Source organism: Gordonia paraffinivorans NBRC 108238 (assembly GCF_000344155.1).
GTDB lineage: Bacteria > Actinomycetota > Actinomycetes > Mycobacteriales > Mycobacteriaceae > Gordonia > Gordonia paraffinivorans.
This window is the reverse complement of sequence record NZ_BAOQ01000010.1, coordinates 1-22,577: the sequence shown is the minus strand read 5'-3', so window position 1 is coordinate 22,577 and position 22,577 is coordinate 1. Positions and strand designations below refer to the sequence as shown.

21 protein-coding genes and 1 tRNA gene are annotated in these 22,577 nt (G+C 70.2%); 12 read left to right on the top strand and 10 right to left on the bottom strand.

Annotated features, from left to right (window positions below; all coding sequences use genetic code 11):
- The first annotated feature begins 4 nt into the window (after window positions 1-4).
- Entirely contained in the window at window positions 5-1,078 is a 1,074-nt protein-coding gene (locus GP2_RS05485) for a ferrochelatase (RefSeq protein WP_040526496.1), read from the top strand.
- 472 nt (window positions 1,079-1,550) lie between these two features.
- Window positions 1,551-2,207, top strand: a complete 657-nt coding sequence (locus GP2_RS05480; RefSeq protein WP_040526488.1) for a hypothetical protein — start codon at window positions 1,551-1,553, stop codon at window positions 2,205-2,207.
- Here GP2_RS05480 and GP2_RS05475 read toward each other — a convergent pair.
- Window positions 2,177-3,007 (bottom strand): Rv1486c family protein, encoded by an 831-nt coding sequence (locus GP2_RS05475; RefSeq protein ID WP_040526486.1) that lies wholly within the window; start codon window positions 3,005-3,007, stop codon window positions 2,177-2,179. The genes GP2_RS05480 and GP2_RS05475 overlap by 31 nt on opposite strands.
- A 162-nt stretch (window positions 3,008-3,169) precedes the next feature.
- Here GP2_RS05475 and GP2_RS05470 point away from each other — a divergent pair, with 162 nt between their 5' ends.
- The 3 genes from GP2_RS05470 to GP2_RS05460 all read left to right on the top strand — a co-directional run bounded on the left by GP2_RS05470 (window position 3,170) and on the right by GP2_RS05460 (window position 5,897).
- A complete protein-coding gene (locus tag GP2_RS05470; RefSeq protein ID WP_040526495.1) occupies window positions 3,170-3,997 on the top strand; it encodes a DUF3097 domain-containing protein in 828 nt (275 codons plus the stop codon).
- 40 nt (window positions 3,998-4,037) lie between these two features.
- Window positions 4,038-4,466 (top strand): NfeD family protein, encoded by a 429-nt coding sequence (locus GP2_RS05465; protein WP_006899479.1) that lies wholly within the window; start codon window positions 4,038-4,040, stop codon window positions 4,464-4,466.
- Between the two features lie 144 nt (window positions 4,467-4,610).
- On the top strand, window positions 4,611-5,897 hold the full coding sequence (locus GP2_RS05460) for an SPFH domain-containing protein (RefSeq protein WP_006899478.1): 1,287 nt from the start codon (window positions 4,611-4,613) through the stop codon (window positions 5,895-5,897).
- Here GP2_RS05460 and GP2_RS05455 read toward each other — a convergent pair.
- From GP2_RS05455 to GP2_RS05445, 3 genes are all read right to left on the bottom strand, one after another.
- Window positions 5,894-6,487 (bottom strand): hypothetical protein, encoded by a 594-nt coding sequence (locus GP2_RS05455; RefSeq protein WP_006899477.1) that lies wholly within the window; start codon window positions 6,485-6,487, stop codon window positions 5,894-5,896. The two genes, GP2_RS05460 and GP2_RS05455, sit on opposite strands and share 4 nt — an antisense overlap.
- The gene (locus GP2_RS05450) at window positions 6,484-7,089 is read right to left on the bottom strand and encodes a helix-turn-helix transcriptional regulator (protein ID WP_040526484.1); all 606 of its coding nucleotides are present in this window, start codon (window positions 7,087-7,089) and stop codon (window positions 6,484-6,486) included. The genes GP2_RS05455 and GP2_RS05450 overlap by 4 nt, the downstream gene beginning before the upstream one ends.
- Before the next feature lie 88 nt (window positions 7,090-7,177).
- Window positions 7,178-7,939: a TVP38/TMEM64 family protein gene (locus GP2_RS05445; protein WP_006899475.1), complete on the bottom strand. Its 762-nt coding sequence runs from the start codon at window positions 7,937-7,939 to the stop codon at window positions 7,178-7,180.
- Window positions 7,940-8,184: 245 nt separating this feature from the next.
- Here GP2_RS05445 and GP2_RS05440 point away from each other — a divergent pair, with 245 nt between their 5' ends.
- From GP2_RS05440 to meaB, 3 genes are read left to right on the top strand one after another with little or no spacing between them, the layout of a single operon-like run.
- Window positions 8,185-10,131: a methylmalonyl-CoA mutase family protein gene (locus GP2_RS05440; RefSeq protein WP_006899474.1), complete on the top strand. Its 1,947-nt coding sequence runs from the start codon at window positions 8,185-8,187 to the stop codon at window positions 10,129-10,131.
- Window positions 10,128-12,404 carry a methylmalonyl-CoA mutase gene (gene scpA, locus GP2_RS05435; protein ID WP_006899473.1) on the top strand — a complete coding sequence of 759 codons (2,277 nt, stop codon included), beginning with the start codon at window positions 10,128-10,130 and terminating at the stop codon, window positions 12,402-12,404. The genes GP2_RS05440 and scpA overlap by 4 nt, the downstream gene beginning before the upstream one ends.
- A complete protein-coding gene (meaB, locus tag GP2_RS05430) occupies window positions 12,404-13,402 on the top strand; it encodes a methylmalonyl Co-A mutase-associated GTPase MeaB (protein WP_040526479.1) in 999 nt (332 codons plus the stop codon). Before scpA ends, meaB begins: the two co-directional genes overlap by 1 nt.
- Before the next feature lie 42 nt (window positions 13,403-13,444).
- Here the strand turns inward: meaB and GP2_RS05425 are convergent, their stop codons facing one another.
- Complete coding sequence (locus GP2_RS05425) at window positions 13,445-14,395, bottom strand: TIGR03560 family F420-dependent LLM class oxidoreductase (protein WP_006899471.1); 951 nt, start codon at window positions 14,393-14,395, stop codon at window positions 13,445-13,447.
- Between the two features lie 38 nt (window positions 14,396-14,433).
- A complete protein-coding gene (locus tag GP2_RS05420; RefSeq protein WP_006899470.1) occupies window positions 14,434-15,462 on the bottom strand; it encodes a nucleoside hydrolase in 1,029 nt (342 codons plus the stop codon).
- 180 nt (window positions 15,463-15,642) lie between these two features.
- Between GP2_RS05420 and GP2_RS05415 the strand changes: the two genes are divergently transcribed.
- A complete protein-coding gene (locus GP2_RS05415; protein WP_006899469.1) occupies window positions 15,643-16,959 on the top strand; it encodes a M23 family metallopeptidase in 1,317 nt (438 codons plus the stop codon).
- Between the two features lie 102 nt (window positions 16,960-17,061).
- The gene (locus GP2_RS05410) at window positions 17,062-17,982 is read left to right on the top strand and encodes a mechanosensitive ion channel family protein (RefSeq protein WP_006899468.1); all 921 of its coding nucleotides are present in this window, start codon (window positions 17,062-17,064) and stop codon (window positions 17,980-17,982) included.
- A gap of 80 nt (window positions 17,983-18,062) precedes the next feature.
- Here the strand turns inward: GP2_RS05410 and GP2_RS05405 are convergent.
- A tRNA-Leu gene (locus tag GP2_RS05405) sits at window positions 18,063-18,151 on the bottom strand.
- 108 nt (window positions 18,152-18,259) lie between these two features.
- On the opposite strand from GP2_RS05405, the gene GP2_RS05400 reads away from it, so the two are divergent.
- On the top strand, window positions 18,260-19,594 hold the full coding sequence (locus GP2_RS05400; protein WP_006899467.1) for a M20/M25/M40 family metallo-hydrolase: 1,335 nt from the start codon (window positions 18,260-18,262) through the stop codon (window positions 19,592-19,594).
- Window positions 19,595-19,654: 60 nt separating this feature from the next.
- Entirely contained in the window at window positions 19,655-20,203 is a 549-nt protein-coding gene (locus GP2_RS05395; RefSeq protein WP_006899466.1) for a YbhB/YbcL family Raf kinase inhibitor-like protein, read from the top strand.
- 73 nt (window positions 20,204-20,276) lie between these two features.
- On the opposite strand, the gene GP2_RS05390 is transcribed toward GP2_RS05395, so the two are convergent.
- From GP2_RS05390 to GP2_RS05380, 3 genes are all read right to left on the bottom strand, one after another.
- The gene (locus GP2_RS05390; RefSeq protein ID WP_006899465.1) at window positions 20,277-21,413 is read right to left on the bottom strand and encodes a quinone-dependent dihydroorotate dehydrogenase; all 1,137 of its coding nucleotides are present in this window, start codon (window positions 21,411-21,413) and stop codon (window positions 20,277-20,279) included.
- Complete coding sequence (locus tag GP2_RS05385) at window positions 21,407-21,736, bottom strand: DUF5703 family protein (protein ID WP_006899464.1); 330 nt, start codon at window positions 21,734-21,736, stop codon at window positions 21,407-21,409. Before GP2_RS05385 ends, GP2_RS05390 begins: the two co-directional genes overlap by 7 nt.
- A gap of 2 nt (window positions 21,737-21,738) precedes the next feature.
- A partial coding sequence (locus GP2_RS05380; RefSeq protein ID WP_006899463.1) for a YncE family protein occupies window positions 21,739-22,577 on the bottom strand: 839 nt, incomplete at its 5' end.

Here is a 22,577-nt window from a genome sequence, read left to right as displayed (position 1 = left end):
CGGCGTGAGCAGCCCGTTCGACTCCGTCCTGTTCCTGTCCTTCGGCGGTCCCGACGGTCCCGACGACGTGATCCCGTTCCTGGAGAACGTCACCCGGGGTCGCGGTATCCCGCGGGAACGCCTCGAGGCGGTGGCCGAGCACTACTTCCACTTCGGCGGGGTCTCGCCCATCAACCGGCTGAACCTGGACATGATCGAGGCGTTGCGGGCGGAGTTGGCCCGGCGCGGACTGGATCTGCCGGTGTACTTCGGCAACCGCAACTGGCATCCGATGGCCGAGGACGCCCTCGCCGAGATGTACCGGGCCGGGCACCGCCGGATTCTCGTCTTCCCGACCTCGGCATGGGGCGGCTACTCGGGGTGCCGGCAGTACCACGAGGACATCGACCGGGCCCTCGCGGCGCTCGCCGAGCGCGAGCCGGCGAGCACCACCCCGGAGGGCGGCGTCCTGCTGCGCAAACTCCCGCAGTACTGGTCGCATCCGTCGTTCGTGGCCGCGGGTGCCGATTCGGTGCGGCGCGCCCTGGAGTCGCTCGGCGATTCCGAGGAGCCTGTGCGTCTGGTGTTCACCGCGCACTCCGTGCCGAGTTCCGCCGACGCGGCCTCCGGGCCGGCCGCCGAGGGCGGGGGACTGTACTCGCGTCAGGTCATGGCCGCGTCGAAGGCCGTCGCCGACGCCCTGGGCATCCGCGACTTCGATCAGGTGTGGCAGTCCCGTTCGGGTCCGCCGCAGATCCCGTGGCTCGAACCCGACATCTGCGATCACCTCGAAGACCTTGCCGCGCAGGGAATTCGGCGTGTCGTCGTGTACCCGGTCGGGTTCATCTCCGATCACCTCGAGGTGGTCTGGGATCTCGACAACGAGGCGGCCGAGGTCGCGCAGCGGCTCGGGATGGACTACGTCCGCGCCGACACGGTGGGGACCGATCCGCGGTTCATCGAGATGATCGGCGAGCTCGTGCAGGCCTACGCCGACGGCGGCGGGGACCTCGGCGCGATGGGATGCGGCGACAACGGGCGCGTATGCCGCGACCGGTGCTGCGTCCCGGTGAAGCGCCCGGCGCGGCCCCGCCGGTAAGCGCCGCCGGGATTCCCAGCCCCCGCACAATCGCGAGTTCGGGTCGGGTTCGCAGGTTCCGACCTGCGGTTCTTTCCCTGAAGTCGCGATTTCCTGTGCGGTCGCAGCGCCATTTCCATGGAATCGCTCTTGGACGAATGACCCAGTGGGCGAATCCTTCTCCGGGGAGAAGAAAACTCGCGCGTATATGTAACGAGTGTATAACGACATATGGAGACTTGGTTTCACATCCGAGAACGAAATGTGATGCTCGTCTCGCACGGTCCTTACTGGGCTGGCAAGTAGCGAGAGAGGAACTCCCATGGCAGAACGTCCAATCCGTCTGGAGATCGACATCCTCGGCCCGATTCTCGACACGCTCTTCTCCGGCTCGAGTGGCGGCAGTGACGACGGCGATCCGGTGTAGTCCCCACTACACACGCGATTTCCCGGGTGGGCCGTTTTCCCGATGCGGCCCACCCGGGAGCAGGTGATGACAGAGGTTGGAATCCTGATCCGGGCCGATCTCAGCTCGGTCGTCGAACTCCTCTCGGCGAGTGTCGACGAAATCCCGCTGTATTCTTGGGTGCTCGGTGAGCACCTTTCGGATCGCGAATTGCGTGCCTGGCTGGCAGAGATCCTGGTGCGGCCGTATCTGAATGCGGGTTACGTTCTGGGTGCCCGCGAGAGCGGCCGCCTCGTCGGCGCACTGGTGTGGCAGCCGCACGACGCCGATCTCACACCCGACGGCACGCCGCTGCTGACGCCCGACGACTTCGTCCGCGTCGCACGCATTCCCGGCGTCCGGGAACGACTAGCTGCCTGGCTGACGAGTCCGCAACTGCCCGTTCCGGTGCCGGATGCCGTCAACCTCCGCATCGCCGTCGTCGCGCCCGAGGCGCGCGGCGGTGACACCCTCGTCGAACTGGTTCGCCGGGTGGAGCGCTTCTGCGCGGAGACCTGCCGCCCGTACTACGCCTGGACAGGTTCCCCGCGGTTACGCGAATGGTTCTGCTCGGTATGGAACGCAACTGATTTCGCGACCGTTGACTTCCACGGGATCGCCCTGTACGGCATCGAGTCCGAACGTCCGCCGAGACCGGCGCGGGTGGAACTCCGTCAGTCCCGCAGCAGCTCTCCGATCGTGTGATTCACCGCGGCGGCACGCGCCGCACGGGTGAGCGACTGCAGCCTGCGCAGTGCGGAGTCGCCTGAATCCCATTGTCCCGCCGTGTCTCCGACCTCGACGCCGCGAGCGACGGCGAGGTCGACGATGGCCTCGACCTGTGCCGCGGTGTCGATCAGCCGGGTGGAGCGGGCGTCGAGGGAGTGGGGCGGCAGGTCGACCCGGTGGCGGGCGGTGCGCGCCGCGAGGTCCTTCCGCAGGTCGGCCAGATCCACCGACCGCCGGTTCCCGAGGCCGCCGATGATCGTCGTCGCCTCCGCGACCGCCTGCCGCAGTTCGTATTCCAGGTCGCCGGCCGACGGGCCCGCGGTCAGCAGGTGGCCCAGGTCGAGACGCGTGTCGTAACGCAAAACCGACCACCGGCAGAGCACGTACGGCGGGTCGGTGTCGAAGGTGTCGAGCTCGGGGACCAGTGCCAGGGTGCCCGCGGTATCGCCCTCGTCCACCAGCAGCACCTCGCCGGCGAGCAGTGCCTTGGAGGTCGCCGGATGCGGCGGGAGACCCTGCGGGTCACCGGTCGACGGCAGGCGCACCGCGAGGCCGCGGGCGGGACGCAGGATCGACAGCAGTTCCAGCACGCCGTTGCCGGAATCGGTTGTGTCACCGGCTTCCTCGTGAAGCACGGTGTGACGGTCGGCGGACTCGGCGAGTGCGGCGATCACGTCGTCGGGGGAGCAGCGTCCGGTGAGCCGGGCGGCCCCCCATGCGCCGAGCGCGCAGGTGGGCCATGCGGCGGTGTGCGTCAGGGTCCTGCTGCTTCTCATCAAGTGGAGGATACGCCGCACTCGTGACCGCCTCCGGGCGTGGCAACCAGACTGCGGGCGCGAGGGCGAATACGGTGTTGGTCGTCAACGCGTGGGACGCAAGTGACAGAAGTGAATGTCCCGCAGGTGAAGTCTCCAGTGGTGAACGAGGTGATGGTCGGAATGGATGACCGGTACGGGCGCGACGTGCTCTCCCAGCCCAGGCGGGCCAAGCCGCGTCCTCCGGAGGTCGCCGCGGAACGCGACCTTGTCGTCGAGGACGCCGCCACCGGATTCTGCGGCGCGGTCGTGGGCCTGGAGAAGAGCTATTCCGGGGACATGGTGCGCCTCGAGGACCGTCACGGGCGTACGCGCGTGTTCCTCATGCATCCCGGGGCCTTCCTCATCGACGGCCGTCCGGTGACCCTGGTCCGTCCTCGCGTCCGCGGGCCGCAGCGGCCGGCGATGACGGCGTCGGGTTCGCGCGCGGCTCCCAAGACGCGGGCGCGGACTGCACGGGCGAGCCGCATCTTCGTCGAGGGCGTGCACGACGCGACCCTGCTCGAGCGGGTGTGGGGTGACGACTTGCGCGCCGAAGGCGTGGTGGTCGAGAGCCTCGACGGCCTCGACAACCTCGCCGACGCCCTCGCCGAGTTCCAGCCGGCGCCACATCGCCGGGCCGGGGTCCTCGTCGACCATCTGGTGGCCGGGTCCAAGGAGGCCAACCTGACCGCCGAGGTCGGGGAGCACGTCCTCGTCTGCGGCCACCCCTACATCGACGTGTGGGAGGCGGTGAAGCCCGCGTCGGTGAAGATCGACGCGTGGCCGCGGATCCCGCGGGGCACGGATTGGAAGACGGGCGTGTGCGAGGCACTGGGCTGGGGCGATCCGCGCGACGGTTGGCGCCGGGTCCTCGGCGGTGTCAGCAGCTTCCGCGATCTCGAGGTCCCGCTTCTGCGCTCGGTCGAGGAGCTCATCGACTTCGTGACCGCCGCCGACGAGCGGAGCTGACCGGCCCGGAAGCCTCGGCCGTCTCTGGCAGACTGGGGACATGAGTGCCCTGCTGTGGCTGGCCGCCGCGATCGTCCTGATGGTCGCGGAGTTGTTCGGTGGCGAACTGGTGCTGCTCATGCTGGCCGGCGGAGCCCTCGCCGCGGCAGGGACCGATTTCGTGTTCGAGCCGCCGATCTGGGTGGACGGCCTGGTGTTCGCCGCGGTGTCGTTGCTGCTGCTGGTGGCGGTCCGTCCGGTGGCCAAGCGGCACATGCTCAACCGCCCGCCGGTGCCGATGAACACCGAGGCGCTCGAAGGGCAGCACGCCGTCGTCACCGAGAAGGTCGACGGCTCCGACGGCCGGGTGAAGATCGGCGGCGACATCTGGTCGGCCCGTGCGATGGACCCGGCGCAGGTGATCGAACCCGGAACCGAGGTGACCGTCGTGGAGATCGACGGCGCCACCGCGGTCGTGTGGCGGCCGTGATGATCCTGCAGCTGTCGAATCGCCCGATGTCGAACCCCGGACACCGGACCCCCAACCGCCGGCCCGACGACCCGGCGACCCGCGGCGCGCCCTGAGCGCGGCGACCACCCGACCTGCTCGACCCGCACGCGAGAAAGGTGATCGATGAACAGCTTGGAGACCTTCGGCCTGGTGGTCGTGATACTCCTGATCCTCTTCGTGGCGGTGGTGCTCGCGAAATCCATCGCGCTGATCCCGCAGGCGGAGGCGGCGGTCATCGAACGCCTCGGCCGCTACACCCGGACGGTCTCCGGTCAGCTGACGCTGCTGCTGCCGTTCATCGACCGCATCCGCGCCCGGGTCGACATCCGTGAGCGTGTGGTGTCCTTCCCGCCGCAGCCGGTCATCACCGAGGACAACCTGACGCTGTCCATCGACACCGTCGTCTACTTCCAGGTGACCAACCCGCGGGCCGCGGTCTACGAGATCGACGACTACGTCGAGGGCGTCGAGCAGCTCACGGTCACCACGCTCCGCAACGTCGTCGGCGGCATGACCCTCGAGCAGACCCTCACCTCCCGCGACTCGATCAACGCGCAGCTGCGCGGCGTGCTCGACGAGGCGACCGGACGCTGGGGTCTGCGCGTGGCACGGGTGGAGCTGAAGTCGATCATGCCGCCGCCGTCGATCCAGGAGTCGATGGAGAAGCAGATGAAGGCCGACCGCGAGAAGCGGGCGACCATCCTCGCCGCGGAGGGCCAGCGCGAGTCGGCCATCAAGACCGCCGAGGGCAACAAGCAGTCGCAGATCCTGGCCGCGGAGGGCGCCAAGCAGGCGGCGATCCTCGCCGCCGAGGCCGAACGCCAGTCGCGCATCCTGCGGGCCCAGGGCGACCGCGCGGCCGCCTACCTGCAGGCACAGGGCGAGGCCAAGGCCATCGAGAAGACCTTCGCGGCGATCAAGTCCGCCAAGCCGACCCCGGAACTGCTCGCCTACCAGTACCTGCAGCAGCTGCCCGAGATGGCCAAGGGGGAGGGCAGCAAGGTGTGGGTGGTGCCGAGCGACTTCGGTTCGGCACTGCAGTCCTTCGCGAAGTCCTTCGGCGTCCAGGGCGACGACGGGGTGTTCCGCTACCAGCCGTCGGAGTCCGAGCCGTCGGCCGTCGACGAGACCGAGACCGAGGACTGGTTCTCGCTCGCCCCGGACCCGGAGGTCGCGCAGGCCGTCGCCGAGGCGGAGGCGGTCGCGCGCACGCCGGTCGCCCCCGAGCTCGCCACGTCGCCCGCTCCGGACCAGGCCACGCTCGACGCCGGTCGCCATTCGGCCGAGCCCGGTCCGTCCACCCCTGCGGGGTCCTACGCACAACAGCCGTACGGCCAGGGCGCCGGCACCCCGCAGTCGTATGATCCCGGTTCGCCCACGCAGGACCCGTACCCCGGCGGAGACCGCTAGTTCGTGAGGAGGTGCTCGATGCCGGCCATGCCGATCGCCCAGAGCACCGAGACGAAGGTGCCCATGATGAACTGCTCCGACGCCTGCGGCGCGCGTAGCTCCGGATAGCGGGCGAGGCCCTTCACCGCGAGGATGATCGCGAGGCCCTCGGGCCAACCCGCCATCAGGGTCGAGACCACCGCGAGGCGTTCCAGATACCCGATGACGCGACCGCCGCGCAGGGGGCCGACCTCGGTGGTCGACTCGGGGTCCTCGTCGGCGCTGTCGTCGGCCGCCGGTGCCGGGCGTACGCCGCCCAGCGCGAGCACCGCCCGCACGATCGGTCCGCCGCCGGTCACCGCGGCCGCCGCCGCGATCACCGGTGCCGCATGTGCCCAGAATCCCGTGGCGGGGCCGGCCGCCGTCGCGACGATCGCCGTCGCCGAGGCGAGGCCGGCAAGCATCGCGAGTCCGACGACCCGCAGCAGCGACGCAACCGTCGAGGGGAGCAGCCCGAACAGATGGCGGTCGCGGGTCGCGCGATCGGCGGCGAGCCAGGCCACCGGAGCGAGTGCCGTCAGCACGAAGAGCGTCAGCGCGGCAGCGGTCATCGTGCGGCTCCTCCGGTCGCGGCCCGGTCGGCCTCGGCGAGTGTGTCCGCGAGCAGGTCGAGGGAGTCGGCCTCGAGGTCCCAGCCCGCCGTGCGGAGGCGTTGGCTCATCGCCTGCGGCGAGATCCCGAGCTCGGCGGCCGCCTCGACCTGGGTCAGGCCGCGCCGCATGAGCGCGACCGCCTCGGCCCCGGCGTCGCTGCGGCCGGCGATCACGTCGGCGATCAGCCGTCCGGCGGTCTGCGCATGTCGACACCACCGGGGGTCGGGGCCGCGGACGCACAACGGGATCCGCCCGCGTTTGGCCGCCTCGACGGCATCACGGGCATGGATGAACGCGGCACCGCGACCGGCCCGCGTGGACTCGGGGAGTGGCACTTCCACGTCGCCGGTGCCGATCCCGACGCTCCAGTGCCCGTCGGCGGCCAGGCCGACGGCGAGTTGCGCACACACTGCCGGGTCGTCGAGGACGGCCTGGATCTCGTCACCCGCGGTCCGCTCGAAGGGTCGTACCGTGTCGGTGCCGGCCAGTGTGGACAGCAGGTCCTCGACCCGGTCGACGTCCTTGCGACTGCCGCGCTGGTCCACCGTCATGACGAACATCACTCAAGGCTAGATACTTGAATTGGAAAGATCAAGCTCCAGGACTGGATTGATCAAGAGTTCGGCCTTGATCCGGGCGAAACAGGCCTCAGGACTTGTCGTTCGCAGCGTCGTCCGCGGATGCCGTGGCCGGCGTGGAGACCGGGAGCCGCGCGTCGAGGACGAGTCCGCCGATGCCGATCGCGAAGAGGGCGCCGCTCACCACCAGCTGGAGCGGATGGGTGTCGCCGGTGAGCGAGTCGCCCAGCATGACCACCGCGGCGGTGCCCGGCGCCATGCCCAGGACGCTCGCCACCGTGTAGGGGAGTGCGCGCACCGAGGACAGTGCAGAGCAGTAGTTCGCCACCGAGAACGGGCACGCGGCGATGAGCCGCAACGACCCGACCGCGAGCCAGCCGCGCCGCTGCAGCCGATAGTCGACGGTGCGCACCACCGGCTTCTTCAGGAACGGCTGGACACGATCGCGTCCGAGCGCGCGGACCAGGCCGAACGCCGCGACCGCCGCGATCGTCGACGCGATCATCGCCCCGACGAAACCGACCAGCGGACCGAAGAAGATCCCCGACATCACCGTGAAGGTCGACCGGGGGATCGGGAAGATCGTGACCACGGCGTAGGCGGCGAAGAACGCCCACACGAATGCCGGTCCCAGGTCGTCGCCCCACGCCCGGACGCTGGCGATCGAGGGGAGCGGCATCAGATACGAGCCGACGAGCACCGCCACGACGACCGCCATGGCGATCAGGGCGCGGCGCACCACCCGCTTGTCGAAGCGGACGCGACGACCGGACGCCGGGGCGGGCGACCCCGGTCCGGTCGTCCTCTCCTCGACGGGGGCTGGCTCGGGCACCCAGTCAATCTACTCTGCGACCCGCGGCCGGCCGGGCGGCCTCGATCGACGCTCACACGATCCGTTCCCGCTCACGCGAACGGTGTGAGCGGGAACGGATTCGGTGAGCGAGGGGGCCGCGCCGCTCACACCGGCTCCGGAGGGGTGGCGTAGGTCACGCAGACCGCGTTGTCGGGCCGAGCGAGCGATCGGCTAAGGTCGTGTACGCGCTCGCACAGAGCACTCACGGAGGTGTGCTTCCCCACATGCCACAGCAAACTGACCAGTCCCGTTCCGGGTCGGATCTCGACAGGACCGACATCGACCAGGCCTACCAGGCATGGTCGAAGTCCGCCGCGGCCGTCTTGGCCAAGGCGCGACGCGTCGAGGTCGACGAGCTCCCCGACACCCCGGAGGCCCTGCTCTCGACCACGACCGAGGACAGGCTCACGATCCGGCCGCTGTACACGCGTCGCGACGAGACCGACGAGCCCGGCCTGCCCGGCCGGTTCCCGTTCGTCCGCGGCGCCGACCCCAAGCGTGACGTCACCGCCGGATGGCGCGTCACCGAGCGGTTCGGCGACGACGCGACCGGCGCGGCCGACGTCAACGGACTCGTCCTCGAGGCGATGGCCAACGGCGCCAGCGGACTCTGGCTGTCGGTCGGCAAACCGGGCGGAGCGCTCGGCGTCGCCGATCTGGCCACCGTGCTGCGCGGCGTCTACCTGGACCTCGTGCCCGTCACGCTCGACGCCGGCGCGGAGGGCATCGCCGCCGCCCGTGAGCTGCTCGCCCTGAAGGAGAAGGCCCAGGCCGCTCCCGTCGCGGCCGAGCCGACCGCGGCCACCACCCTCTCGTTCGGTCTCTCGCCGCTGACCGCCGCGTTCTCCGGCCGTCCCACGGTCGACGCCGACGAGGCGACCGCCCTCGCCGCGTCGGGCCTGCCCGCCGGCGTGCGCGCGTTCCGCGTCGACGGCAGCGATTTCGCGACCGCGGGCGCCGACAACGCGCTCGAACTCGGTCTGGTCGCCGCGGCCGCCGTCGCGCACCTGCGCGATCTCGCCGCCGCCGGCCTGACGGTCGAGGCCGCGCTCGGCCAGATCGTCTTCGGCGTCTCCGCCGACGACGACCAGTTCGCGACCATCGCCAAGTTCCGCGCGCTGCGCAAGATCTGGGCCCGCATCGCGCAGGTCCTCGGCGCGCCGGACGCCGGTGCCGCGATCACCCACGCCGTCACCGACCTGTCGATGTACACCCAGCGCGACCCGTGGGTGAACATGCTGCGCAGCACGATCGCCGCCTTCGGCGCCGGTGTCGGCGGTGCGGACCAGCTCACGGTCCTGCCGTACGACGTCGCGATCCCCGCCGACAAGCGCACCTCGAGCCCGTCGTTCTCGCGGCGCATCGCGCGCAACACCCAGCTGCTGCTCCTCGAGGAGTCCAACATCGGCCGCGTCCTCGACCCGGCCGGCGGCTCGTGGTTCGTCGAGTCGCTCACCGACGACCTCGCCGACCACGCGTGGTCGGTGTTCACCGAGGTCGAGGCCGCCGGCGGCTACCGTGCCGCACTCGCGAGCGGTTGGATCGCCGAGAAGGTCGACGCCGCGCTGGCCCACCGCGACGAGGAGGTCGCGCACCGTCGCTTCGCGGTCACCGGTGTCAACGAGTTCCCGAACATCGACGAGCGCGCGCTGGCCGAGGGCCCGGGTGCCACCGCGGCGGGGGTCACCGACATCGAGACCGGGACGCCGAAGCTGGCCCGCGTCGGCCGCGCCTTCGAGGCGCTGCGCGACCGTTCCGACGTCGTGCTCGCCGAGACCGGCGCCCGCCCGTCGGTGCTGCTGATCCCGCTGGGAAGCATCGCCGAGCACAACGGGCGCACCACCTTCGTGACCAACTTCCTGGGCGCCGGCGGCATCACCGCCGTCAATCCGGGTCCGCTCACCACGGACCGGATCGCCGAGGCCGTGGCCGGGGCGAAGACCCCGATCGCCGTCATCTGCGGCACCAAGGCGCGCTATGCCGAGGACGGCCCGGCCGCTCTCGCCGCCGCTCGCGCCGCCGGGTTGTCGACGGTCCTGCTGGCCGGCCCGGAGAAGGAATGGCCCGAATCAGATGATCGTCCCGACGGTTCGCTGCGCATCGGCATCGATGCCGTGAGCACCCTCGGTGGACTCCTCGACCAGCTGACCTCGACGGGAGCGACGGCATGACGCAGACCGAACCCACACAGGCGATCCCGAGCTTCGCCGGGGTCGATCTCACCCCCGAGGTGACCCCCGAGCCCACCGGCCCGGGCGTGAAGGTCGCCGAGGAGCTGGCCGCCGCACACGGCTACACGGTCGACCAGGTCACCTGGAACACCCCCGAGCAGATCGACGTCGTGCCGGTCTACACGCGGGCCGACCGCAACTCGGTGCTCGACGACCCGGAGCACCCGTACCCGCTCGACTCGGTGCCGGGCCAGGCGCCGTTCATCCGCGGCCCGTACCCGACGATGTACGTCAACCAGCCGTGGACGATCCGCCAGTACGCGGGCTTCTCCACCGCGGCCGAGTCGAACGCCTTCTACCGTCGCAACCTGGCCGCCGGCCAGAAGGGCCTGTCGGTCGCCTTCGACCTCGCGACCCACCGCGGCTACGACTCCGACCACCCGCGCGTGGCCGGTGACGTCGGCATGGCCGGTGTGGCGATCGACTCGATCCTCGACATGCGCCAGCTCTTCGACGGCATCGACCTGGGCAACGTCTCGGTGTCGATGACGATGAACGGTGCGGTGCTGCCGATCCTGGCGCTCTACGTCGTCGCGGCCGAGGAGCAGGGTGTGCCGCCGGAGAAGCTGGCGGGGACCATCCAGAACGACATTCTCAAAGAGTTCATGGTCCGCAACACCTACATCTATCCGCCGAAGCCGTCGATGCGGATCATCTCGAACATCTTCGAGTACACCAGCCAGAAGATGCCGAAGTTCAACTCGATCTCGATCTCCGGCTATCACATCCAGGAGGCGGGCGCGACCGCCGACCTGGAGCTGGCGTACACCCTCGCCGACGGCGTCGAGTACATCCGCGCCGGCCTCGACGCCGGTCTGGACATCGACAAGTTCGCGCCGCGCCTGTCGTTCTTCTGGGGCATCGGCATGAACTTCTTCATGGAGGTCGCCAAGCTCCGCGCCGCTCGCCTGCTGTGGAGCGAGCTCGTCGCCGAGTTCGGGCCGAAGAACCCGAAGTCGCTGTCGCTGCGCACCCACTCGCAGACCTCGGGCTGGTCGCTGACCGCGCAGGACGTGTTCAACAACGTCGCCCGCACCTGCGTCGAGGCGATGGCCGCGACCCAGGGCCACACCCAGTCGCTGCACACCAACGCCCTCGACGAGGCGATCGCGCTGCCGACCGACTTCTCGGCCCGCATCGCGCGCAACACCCAGCTGCTGCTGCAGCAGGAGTCGGGCACCACGCGGCCGATCGACCCGTGGGCGGGCTCGAACTACGTCGAGTGGCTCACCCATCAGCTCGCGCAGAAGGCGCGCAAGCACATCCGCGAGGTCGAAGAGGCCGGCGGCATGACGCAGGCCATCAACGAGGGCCTGCCGAAGCTGCGCATCGAGGAGGCCGCGGCCCGCACCCAGGCCCGCATCGACTCCGGCCAGCAGCCGCTGATCGGCGTGAACAAGTACCAGGTCGCCGACGACGAGGAGATCGAGGTCCTCAAGGTCGACAACTCGAAGGTGCGCGCCGAGCAGCTGGAGAAGCTGAAGACCCTTCGCGCTCAGCGTGATTCGGCTGCCGTGGAGCGTGCGCTCGCCGACCTGACCCGCGCTGCGGCGTCGAGCGAGGGCGGCATGGAGAACAACCTGATGGCCCTGGCCATCGAGGCCGCTCGCCACCAGGCGACGGTCGGCGAGATCTCCGAGGCGCTCGAGAAGGTCTACGGCCGCCATCAGGCGGAGATCAAGACCATCAGCGGCGTCTACCGGAACGAGGCGGGTGAGGTGAGCAACATCGACGCGGCCATGGAGGCGGTGCGCAAGTTCGCCGACGCCGAGGGCCGCCAGCCGCGCGTGCTGGTCGCGAAGATGGGCCAGGACGGTCACGACCGCGGCCAGAAGGTGATCGCGACCGCCTTCGCCGACCTCGGCTTCGACGTCGACGTGGGCCCGCTGTTCGCCACGCCGGAGGAGGTGGCCCAGCAGGCCGCCGACAACGACGTGCACGTGGTGGGCGTGTCGTCGCTGGCAGCCGGTCACCTGACCCTGGTCCCCGCCCTGAAGAAGGCGCTCGAGGAGGTCGGCCGCGACGACATCATGATCGTCGTCGGCGGCGTCATCCCGCCGGGCGACTTCGACGAGCTGTATGCCGCCGGCGCGTCGGCGATCTTCCCGCCCGGGTCGGTCATCGCCGACTCGGCCGTGGAGCTCATCGGCAAGCTGTCCGACCAGCTCGGGCTGGATCTCGACCTGTCCGACGCCGGTACGTCCGCGAACTGATGGCCGACCGACCTCGGCGTCAGGTCGACGTCGATGCCATGGCCGAGGCCGTGCTGGCCGATCGCCGCGCCGACCTGGCGCGGGCGATCACGCTGGTGGAGTCGAAACGTGCCGACCACCGGGCCGCCGCGCAGGAGCTGCTCCTGAAGCTGACCCCGCACGCGGGCAACTCGTTCCGCGTCGGGATCACCGGCGTGCCCGGTGTCGGCAAGTCGACGACGATCGAGGCGCTCGGCATGCACCTCATCGAACTCGGCCACAAGGTCGCGGTGCTGGCCGTCGACCCGAGTTCTACGCGGACGAAGGGGTCGATCCTCGGCGACAAGACCCGGATGGGGCGACTGTCGTCGCACCCCCGTGCCTACGTCCGCCCGTCCCCGACCTCGGGCACGCTCGGCGGTGTCGCGAAGGCGACCCGCGAGTCGATCGTGCTCGTCGAGGCGGCCGGCTTCGACGTCGTGCTGGTGGAGACGGTCGGCGTCGGCCAGTCCGAGGTGACCGTCGCCAACATGGTCGACACGTTCACCTTCCTGACGCTGGCCCGCACCGGTGACTCGCTGCAGGGCATCAAGAAGGGCGTCCTCGAGCTCGCCGACGTCATCGTGGTCAACAAGGCCGACGGCAAGCACGTCAACGAGGCGAAGGCCGCCGCCCGGGAGCTGCGCAACGCGCTGCACCTGATGTACCCGCACGACGCGCTGTGGACGCCGCCGGTGCTGACGATGTCGGCGATGGAGAACACCGGCGTCGACGAGTTCTGGAAGGCCGTCCTCCAGCACAACAAGACGCTGCGGGAGGCCGGCGAGTTCGACGCCCGGCGCAACCGGCAGCAGATCGACTGGACGTGGTCGATGGTGCACGACATCGTGCTTTCGCGCCTGCACGAGTCGCCGGCGGTGGCCGAGATCCGCGACGACGTCGAGCAGCGGGTGCGCGAGGGCACGCTGACGCCGGCGCTGGCCGCCCAGCGGATCGTCGACGCCTTCGACCGGCGCTGAGAGCATCCGGTTCCGGGCTCCGGCGGGGCGGCTCGCCCTGCGTCAGGCCAGCAGCGGTGCCAGCGTCTCGCCGAGAAGTGAGACCCGGCCCGGCACCTGGCCGTTGGCGGCCGCGTTGACGGTGAAGCCGTCGACTCCCGCGGCCAGGATCTCGGCGTAGCGCGCGGCGACCTCGTCGGGGTCGCCGATGATCATCTGCCCGCGACGCACCTCGGCCGCCGGCGTGCGCCGCACGTACTCCTCGAACTCGGCGACCGCTTCGTCGTGGGTGGGCGCCATGCACACGTAGGTCTGCACGGTCACGGTGATCTCCGAGCGATCCCGTCCGAGCCGCTCGCAGTGCTCGTCGAGGGCGGCGAGCTTGCGGGCGATGTCGGCCGGCGGGCACAGCAGATTCGACTCGTCGGCGTACTGCGCGACCATCCGCAGCGTCTTGCGTTCGCCGCCGCCGCCGATCATCACCGGGATCGTCGACAGCGGCGCGGGCACGTTGAGGGCCTCGCGCACCCGGTACCGCTTTCCGTCGAGGGTCGGCCGATCGCCGGCCAGCATGCCGCGGATGATCTGCAGCGCCTCTTCGAGTTTCTCGAACCGGTCGGTGAAGGTGCCGAACTCGAACCCGAGCGAATCGTGTTCGAGCTCATACCATCCTGCGCCGATCCCGAGCTGCGCGCGACCGCCGGACACGATGTCGAGGGCGGTGACGGTCTTCGCGAGCAACGCCGGGTTCCGGTACGTGTTACCGGTGACCAGGGACGACAGCCGCACCGTGGAAGTGTGCTGGGCCAGCGCCGACAGCAGCGTGTAGCACTCGATCATCGGATCGTCGGGTTCCCCGAGCATCGGCAGCTGATAGAAGTGGTCCATCACGAAGACGGTGTCGAAACCGGAGGCCTCGGCCTCCTTCGCCTGCGCGACGATCGTCGCGAACAACTGCTCGTCGGGAACGTCGGGGTAGGTGAAGTTGGCGATCTGGTAGCCGAGTCGGGTCACGCGTCGACCCTAGTCCCGCAACGTCTGTCGTGTGCGGTTCAGCGATGCGCGAGTGATCGCGCGAATGTCCCGATCCGCTCGGTCAGCTCGTCGAAGACGGCGTCGACGTCGGCGCCCGTGGCGATGCGCGCGTTGGGTCCCGCGGGCATCCACCGCTCGTCGGCGACCGTCATGCCGCGCGTGAGCGTGCCGGTCAGTTCCACCCCCACATGCGCCGGGATCGTCTCCACCAGACCGGGATCGAGGGCGACCATCGCCGCGAACGGATCGTGCAGGTGGGCGAAGTAACCGTCCTCGTGGTCGTGGTGGAACTCGAAGTAGAACCGCAGGGCGTCGGTCAGGTGCCGGACGATCTCGTTGTCGGCCACCGACCTCGTCCCGCGTTCGTCGTCGGCGTCCGGGCATTCCAGCGGCGTGCTCCCCGCCGCCGCGGCGAGGCGGACGAGGTGGTCGGGCGTCATGACGACCTGCTCGGTCAGGTCGAGGGAGCACACGATCGGCGCCGGGGCGCCGGCGGTCCCGAAGGCCGCGAACACCTCCGCGGCGGCCTCCGGGTCGACCGCGACGTTCCACTCCGACACCGCCGTGGTGTTGCCGTGGGCGTGGAACGCGCCGCCCATGATCACCAGCCGCCGAAGCCGCGACGGCAGCGTCGGATCCCGGCGGATCGCGATCGCGAGGTTGGTGAGCGGGCCCGTCGCCAGGCCGACGAGTTCGCCGTCGTGTGCGTGGGCGGCCTCGATCCACGCGTCGGCGGCGTCGACGGGGCTGGGGGTGATGGTCGGGGTCGGCAGCTCGGCGTGGCCGACGCCGAGCGGGCCGTGGGTGTCCTCGGTGGTCATCAGATCGGCGACCAGGGGAGCGGGCGAGCCGACGTGGACCGCGATGTCGGGCCGGCCGCACAGTTCGAGCCACGCCAGGTTGTTGGCCGTCACGACGTCCACGGGCACGTTGCCCGCGGTCGACGCGATCCCGACGATCTCGACGTCGGGGCGCGCCAACAGATACAGCAGCGCGACCGAGTCGTCGATGCCGGTGTCGCAGTCGAAGAACAGTCGCTGGGTCATGCACCCGATTGTGCCGTTTGGCCCGCTACGCGCCGCATCCGGACGGGTTCGGCCCTACGATTCCCCAAGACATATGCCGTCGCTCGACGGCTGCCACCACTGCGCGGAGGAACCGTGATCGCACAACGTCTTTCACCGAGGCGTCTTTCGTCGGATCGTCGATCGTCGGGCCATGGCCCGTTGGGCGGGGGGCCGGCACGTCGCTTCTCGTCGGCGCTCGCGCCCAGGCGCGCGGCGGTCGCGGTCGGCGCGTGCGCGGCACTGTTGCTCGCGGCGTGCGGCAGTGGCGAGGACACCTCGACCGGTGCGGTGCCCTCGATCCCCACCCCGGTGGTCACGCCGGTCGTCGGCGAGGTCATGTTCGCACCGACGCCGTTCCCCGGGTCGGACGGCAAGGATCACCTGGTCTACGAGATCTCGCTCACCAACTTCATGCCGACCCCGGTGACCATCGCGGGCGTGACGGTCTTCGGCAGCGATCACGACCCGGACGACGGGCACGACCACGACGCCGACGACGAGGGTGCCGGCGCGTCGGTGACCATGCTGGAGCTCGACGAGGCCGGTGTGGCCGCCCGGCTCAAGCCCACCGGCGCGCCGTCGGCGCCGAGTCCCGGGGCGCCCGAAGGGTTCTCCGCGGTCCTCGCTCCCGGCCAGAACGGTGTCTTGTTCCTGCACGTCACCTTCGACGGGAAGGCCCCGAAGAGTCTGAGCCACGAGATCGACGTCCGCGCCGACGAGGCGCCGCCGGAGCGGCGGCGGACCACCGAGCGGATCGCCGCGGTCGAGGTCGACGACGACGAGGTGCCGGTGCTGGGCCCGCCGCTGAACGGCGAGCACTACATCGCCGCCGACGCCTGCTGCGACGCGGTCCGCCACACCCGTGCCGTGCTGCCGCTCGACGGCTCGCCCGTCATCGCACAGCGCTATGCGGTCGACTGGGAGCAGGCCGGTCCCGACGGGAAGATCTTCGTCGGCGACCCGAAGGACCCGGCGAGCTACCGCATCTACGGAGACGACGTCCTCGCCGTCGCGGACGGGACCGTCGTCGCGAGCCGCAACGACCTGCCCGAGCAGGTGCCCGGGGAGTACCCGGCGAACCTGCCGATCGCCGACGCCGACGGCAACAACCTCGTCCTCGACATCGGGGACGGCTTCTACGTCAACTACGCCCACATGCAGCCCGGATCGGTGCGCTTCAAGCCGGGCGACAAGGTCAGGCGCGGCGAGGTCATCGGCAAGGTCGGCAACACCGGCAACTCCGTCGCCCCGCATCTGCACGTCCACGTCATGAACGGCCCGTCGTTCCTCACCTCGCAGGGCGTGCCCAGCGTCACCGACGTGTTCGAGATCACCGGCCGCGTCGCCGACACCGCCGCCTTCGACGCCTCGGAGGGCACCGGGGTCCCGCTGAAGATGGCGCCCGGTGTGGCGGTTTCCACACAAGAGGACCGGATGATCCTCGACCAGAGCGTCGTCACCTTCCGCGTCGGCTGACGGCGCCCGCGCGGCGGCGGGCGCCTCGACAGGAGCGGATGCGTCCGTACGGTCGGGTAGATGACCCCTCCGACCCCTGACCTATCACCACATGACCTGTCGATGCCGGACGTGACCACCCGCGCGTTCGAGTGGACCGAGACGAACCGCGAATGGCTCGTCGAGAACCCGATCCGCATCGTCGCCTACGTCCTCGCGGCGCTCGTCGCGCGGTACGCGATCCACCGCGCCGTCGACCGCGCCATCCGTCCGCGAGCCAAGGACGGCGAGAAGCCGCGCAGCGCGGCCCTGATCCGCTCTCTGCGGCCCAGAAACGCCCCGACGGAACGTAGTGCCCAGATCGCCGCCAGGCGCGCCCAGCGGGCCGCCACGATCGGTTCGGTGCTCAAGTCCACGGTGTCGATCGTGTTGCTCGTCTGGGTCGTGCTGTCGGTGCTGAGCGTCCTCGGCGTCAACATCGCCCCGTTCATCGCCTCCGCCGGCATCGTGGGCCTCGCGATCGGCTTCGGCGCGCAGAACCTCGTGCGCGACTTCGTGACCGGGGTCTTCATGCTCCTCGAGGACCAGTACGGCGTCGGCGACATCGTGGACCTGGGGGAGGCCGTCGGCGAGGTCGAGACGGTGGGACTGCGCGTCACCACGCTGCGCGACGTCGACGGCACGCTCTGGTACGTCCGCAACGGCGAGATCGCCCGCGTCGGCAACATGAGCCAGGAGTACGCGGTCGCCCGCGTCGACGTGCCCGTGGCGCCGGGCGCCGACATCGACGAGGCGCAGCGCGTCGCCGACGAGGCGGCCCGGCAGGCCCTCGCCGACGACGACACCGATGTGCTGGGCCCGGTCGAGATGCTGGGCGTGCAGGAGGTGGCGTCCGACCAGATCGTGCTGCGCCTGACGGTCAAGACCAAGCCCAACGGCCAGTGGGCCGTTCAGCGGCGTCTGCGACGGGCCATCCTGCGGGCGTTCGTGGACAACTCCGTCGACCTGCCGTACGTCCGTGCGATGGCGATGGAGGCGAACTGAGGCCTGAAGGACTGATCCCGGACACCCGAGAACTCCCGGAAACGAGAGAACCCCGGCCCTGGGGCCGGGGTTCTTCTCTGTGGTGTCCGAGGGGGGACTTGAACCCCCACGTCCGTTAATAGGACACTAGCACCTCAAGCTAGCGCGTCTGCCATTCCGCCACTCGGACTTGTGCTCTGCTCCCTCGATCCGGCGGGATTTCTCCCTGCCCTCTCGCGGCAGCGGGATAACAGTAACCGAGGTTGCCCGTGTTCCCCAAATCCCGTAGGAGTGAGGGGTGTCTTCACAGCGTGCGACCGAGGAAGTCGTCGAGCTCGTCAGCCAGTTGATCAGGTTCGACACCACCAACACGGGCGAGCCCGAAACCACGAAAGGCGAGGCAGAGTGCGCCAAATGGGTGGCGCAGCAACTCGAGGATGTGGGATACACCACACAGTACGTCGAATCGGGCCGTGAAGGCCGCGGGAACGTCTTCGCGCGGCTGCCCGGACCCCCGGATTCCGACCGCGGCGCGCTGCTGATCCACGCGCATCTCGACGTGGTCCCCGCCGAACCGTCGGACTGGAGCGTCCACCCGTTCTCCGGTGCGGTGAAGGACGGATACATCTGGGGCCGTGGGGCGGTCGACATGAAGGACATGGCCGGCATGGCCCTCGCGCTGGCCCGGCAGTTCAAGCGCGACGGCACGGTCCCGCCGCGCGAGCTGGTCTTCGCCTTCCTCGCCGACGAGGAGGCCGGCGGTGCGTGGGGCTCGCACTGGCTCGTGGAGAACCGGCCGGATCTGTTCGAGGGAGTCACCGAGGCCGTCGGGGAGGTCGGCGGCTTCTCGTTGACCGTGGACCGCCCGGACGGCACCCAGAAGCGCCTGTACCTCGTCGAGACGGCCGAGAAGGGCCTCGGATGGATGCGACTCGTCGCCGACGCCCAGGCCGGCCACGGCTCGTTCCTGCACTCCGACAACGCCGTCACCGAGGTCGCCGAGGCGGTCGCGCGCATCGGCCGCCACACCTTCCCGCTCGTGATGACCGACTCGGTGAGTCAGTTCCTGGCCGAGGTGAGCGCGGAGACCGGCCTCGACTTCGACCCGACCTCGCCCGACCTCGAGACGGCGCTGTTCAAGCTCGGCAACCTCGCCCGCATCATCGGCGCGACGCTGCGCGACACGGCCAACCCGACGATGCTCAAGGCCGGCTACAAGGCCAACGTCATCCCGCAGAAGGCCGAGGCGGTCGTGGACTGCCGCGTCCTGCCCGGACGCCAGCAGGCGTTCGAACGCGAGATCGACGAGCTGATCGGGCCGAATGTGACCCGCGAGTGGATCACCCACCTCGACTCGTACGAAACCCGCTTCGACGGGCACCTCGTCGACGCGATGAACAACGCGATCCTCGCCCACGACGAGAACGGCAAGACCGTGCCGTACATGTTGTCGGCGGGCACCGACGCCAAGGCCTTCGCCAAGCTCGGCATCCGGTGCTTCGGTTTCGCGCCGCTGCAGCTGCCGCCGGACCTGGACTTCGCCGCCCTGTTCCACGGCGTCGACGAGCGCGTCCCGGTGGACGCGGTCCTGTTCGGCACGAAGGTGTTCGAGCACTTCCTCCTGCACAGCTGAGCGCTCACCTAGAGTGGGCAGCAGCATGTCCGATGTGTGAAACGTGAGAAAGGTGAACCGATGCCGTCGTCCTTCGACCCGTATTCCCCGCTTCCGAGCCTGCCGAGTTTCACGCTGAGGTCGGAGAACCTCACCGACGGCGCGACACTGGCCAACGGCCAGGTCAGCGGGATCATGGGAGCCGGCGGCGAAGATCTCTCGCCGCAGCTGACCTGGTCCGGATTTCCCTCGGAGACCAAGTCTTTCGCGGTCACCTGCTACGACCCCGACGCCCCGACCGCATCGGGTTTCTGGCACTGGGCGGTCGCCGACATCCCGGCCACGGTCACGAGCCTGCCCGAGGGCGCGGGTGACGAGACGGGCTCGGGCCTGCCCGAGGGAGCGATCACGCTCACCAACGACGCGTCGCTGCGCCGCTACATCGGCGCCGCGCCGCCGCCCGGGCACGGCCCGCACCGCTACTTCTTCGTCGTCCACGCCGTCGACGTGGAGTCGCTGAACCTGCCCGAGAACGCCACCCCGGCCTACCTCGGCTTCAACCTGTTCTCGCACGCGATCGCCCGCGCGACGATCATCGGCACCTACGAGCAGCCCGGCGAGAACGTCTGACCGAGGCCTCTCGAACGCCGACGGCCCGACCGGATCATCCGGTCGGGCCGTCGGCGTATCGCCGGTTGTACGGTCAGGACCCCGAGCGCGCCGCCGAGCCCACGGCGTCGGCGATCGAGGAGAACCCGCCGGCGCGAACCCGCTCGGCCAGCCCGGCGTTGAGTTGGTACAGCCACAGTGGGCCGCCGTAGATGAACCCCGTGTAGACCTGCAGCAGGTCGGCGCCGGCGCAGATCCGCTCCCACGCCTGGTCCACGGTCTCGATGCCGCCGACGCTGACGATGGCGATCCGGCCCCCCACGCGGCCGTAGAGCCGCCGGAGGACCGCGAGGGACCGGTCGGCCACGGGAGCGCCGGAGAGCCCGCCCGCGCCGATCGCCTCCACCTGCTCGGCCGGGGTGCGCAGACCTTCGCGCCCGATCGTGGTGTTGGTCGCGACGATCCCGGCGAGCCCGAGCTCGACGGCCAGGTCGGCGACCGCGTCGATGTCGGCGTCGGCGAGGTCGGGGGCGATTTTCACCAGGACGGGGACGTGGACCTCGTCCTGGACGGCCTGCAGGATCGGGCGCAGCGAGTCGACGGCCTGGAGGTCACGCAACCCGGGCGTGTTGGGCGAGCTGACGTTGACGACCACGAAGTCGGCGAGCGGGCCGAGCAGGCGCGCCGACAGGCGGTAGTCGTCGATGGCGTTCTCGAGGGGCACGACCTTCGTCTTGCCGATGTTGGCGCCGATCGGGATCGACACGGGGCCGCGGCGCACCTCGGCGAGGTGCCGCGCCGCGACCGGGGCACCCGGGTTGTTGAAGCCCATGCGGTTGATCAGCGCGCGGTCGGCGGGGAGTCGGAACAGGCGCGGCTGCGGGTTGCCGGGCTGTGCCTGCCCGGTGATGGTGCCGACCTCGGCGAAGCCGAAACCGATCTGCCCCCACGTGTTGACCGCGCCGGCGGTCTTGTCGAAGCCGGCCGCCAGGCCGATGGGCACCGGGAAGTCGACCCCGAACACGCGCCTGCGCAGCACCGGGTCGTGGTGGGCGAGCAGCTTCGCGACCGGGTGGGCCAGAATCGAGACCCGGCCGACGACACGGAGTGCCGCGAAGACGATGTGGTGGATGCGTTCCGGGTCGACCAGGAACAACACCTTGAGCAGCAGGGGATAGAGCCACCGGTCCAGCGCGATCAGCGCCTTGGTGGCGACGGGGGTGTTCAGCATGCCTGGGCACTCCGGGGGTCTCGGCCGTCGTCGGTGTCGAGGGGTCGTGCGCCGCGCGGCGGGCGGCGGCGCTTGAGCAGGACCTTGCGGGTCCCGTCGGAGTACAGGCGCACCCGGGACAGTTCCCAGCCGCCGAACTCCGCCTCGATCGCCAGTCGCATCGACGCGGTCACGCGCGTGACGTCGGGAGGAAGGCGGAGCAGGATGCACTCGAAGTCCTCCGACGTGACCTCCCAACCCTTCGGATAGCGCGAGCCGAGTCGCGCGAAGGTGCGTGAATGCCGCGGCGGGAGGTGGTTCTTCGATCGTCGTTCAGAGGTCATCGTCACCGGCCCGGCTCGACAGGGGCGACGCCGAGGGGCGTGTCGGATTGCGGGACGACCTGCAGGAGACCGTCGCGCGCGGAGAGGACGTAGACCGTGCCCTTGTCGTCGACCGTGATGCGGTCGGGCTGGACGACGGACGCGAACCGCTGCTTCTCGGAGGGTTCGCCGTCGGCCAGGTCATACGCCACCACCTCGTTGTTGCCCGTCGTCGACACCCAGAGCAGGTTGCGGGTGTCGTCGTAGTCTACGGCGTACGGGCCGTCGGCGACCGGGTAGCGGAACCGCATGACCAGCGGCGAACCGTAGAAGCCGAGGATCTCGCCGTCGCGGGTGTTGGCGACGAGGATGCGCCCGTGGCGATCGACGGTGGAATTGGTGGCGCCGTTGCCGGCGCGCAGCGCGGGCCCGAGGTCGCCGTCGGCGGGGTCGATCGGGGTCACCGACGACTGGGCGCGGTCGAGGACGACGACCTGGTCGTCGAGTCCCTCGGCCGACGCCGGCGCCGCGGTGAGCGCGTCGACACGGACGAAGTCGCGCTTGTCGTGCTTCTCGGCGAGGTCCTCGTCGAAGATGAGGACGCGGCCGTCTTCGGTGCCGACGACGATCTGCCCGCCCGCCGCGCGCACGACGGCCGTCGGCGAGTCGGCGTCGAGGTTCGCGGTGCGCGTCGCGCCCGACGCGTCGACGACGACGAGGTTGCCGGGGCCGACGCCGAGATAGCCGCCGTCGCGGTCGGCCGCCAGCGCCGTCAGGCCGGGCACCGCGATCGGGGTCGGCGGGGCGGTGATCGACGCGGCGTCGTAGCGCAGCACCTGGTTGCCGTCGGGGGAGAGGACGG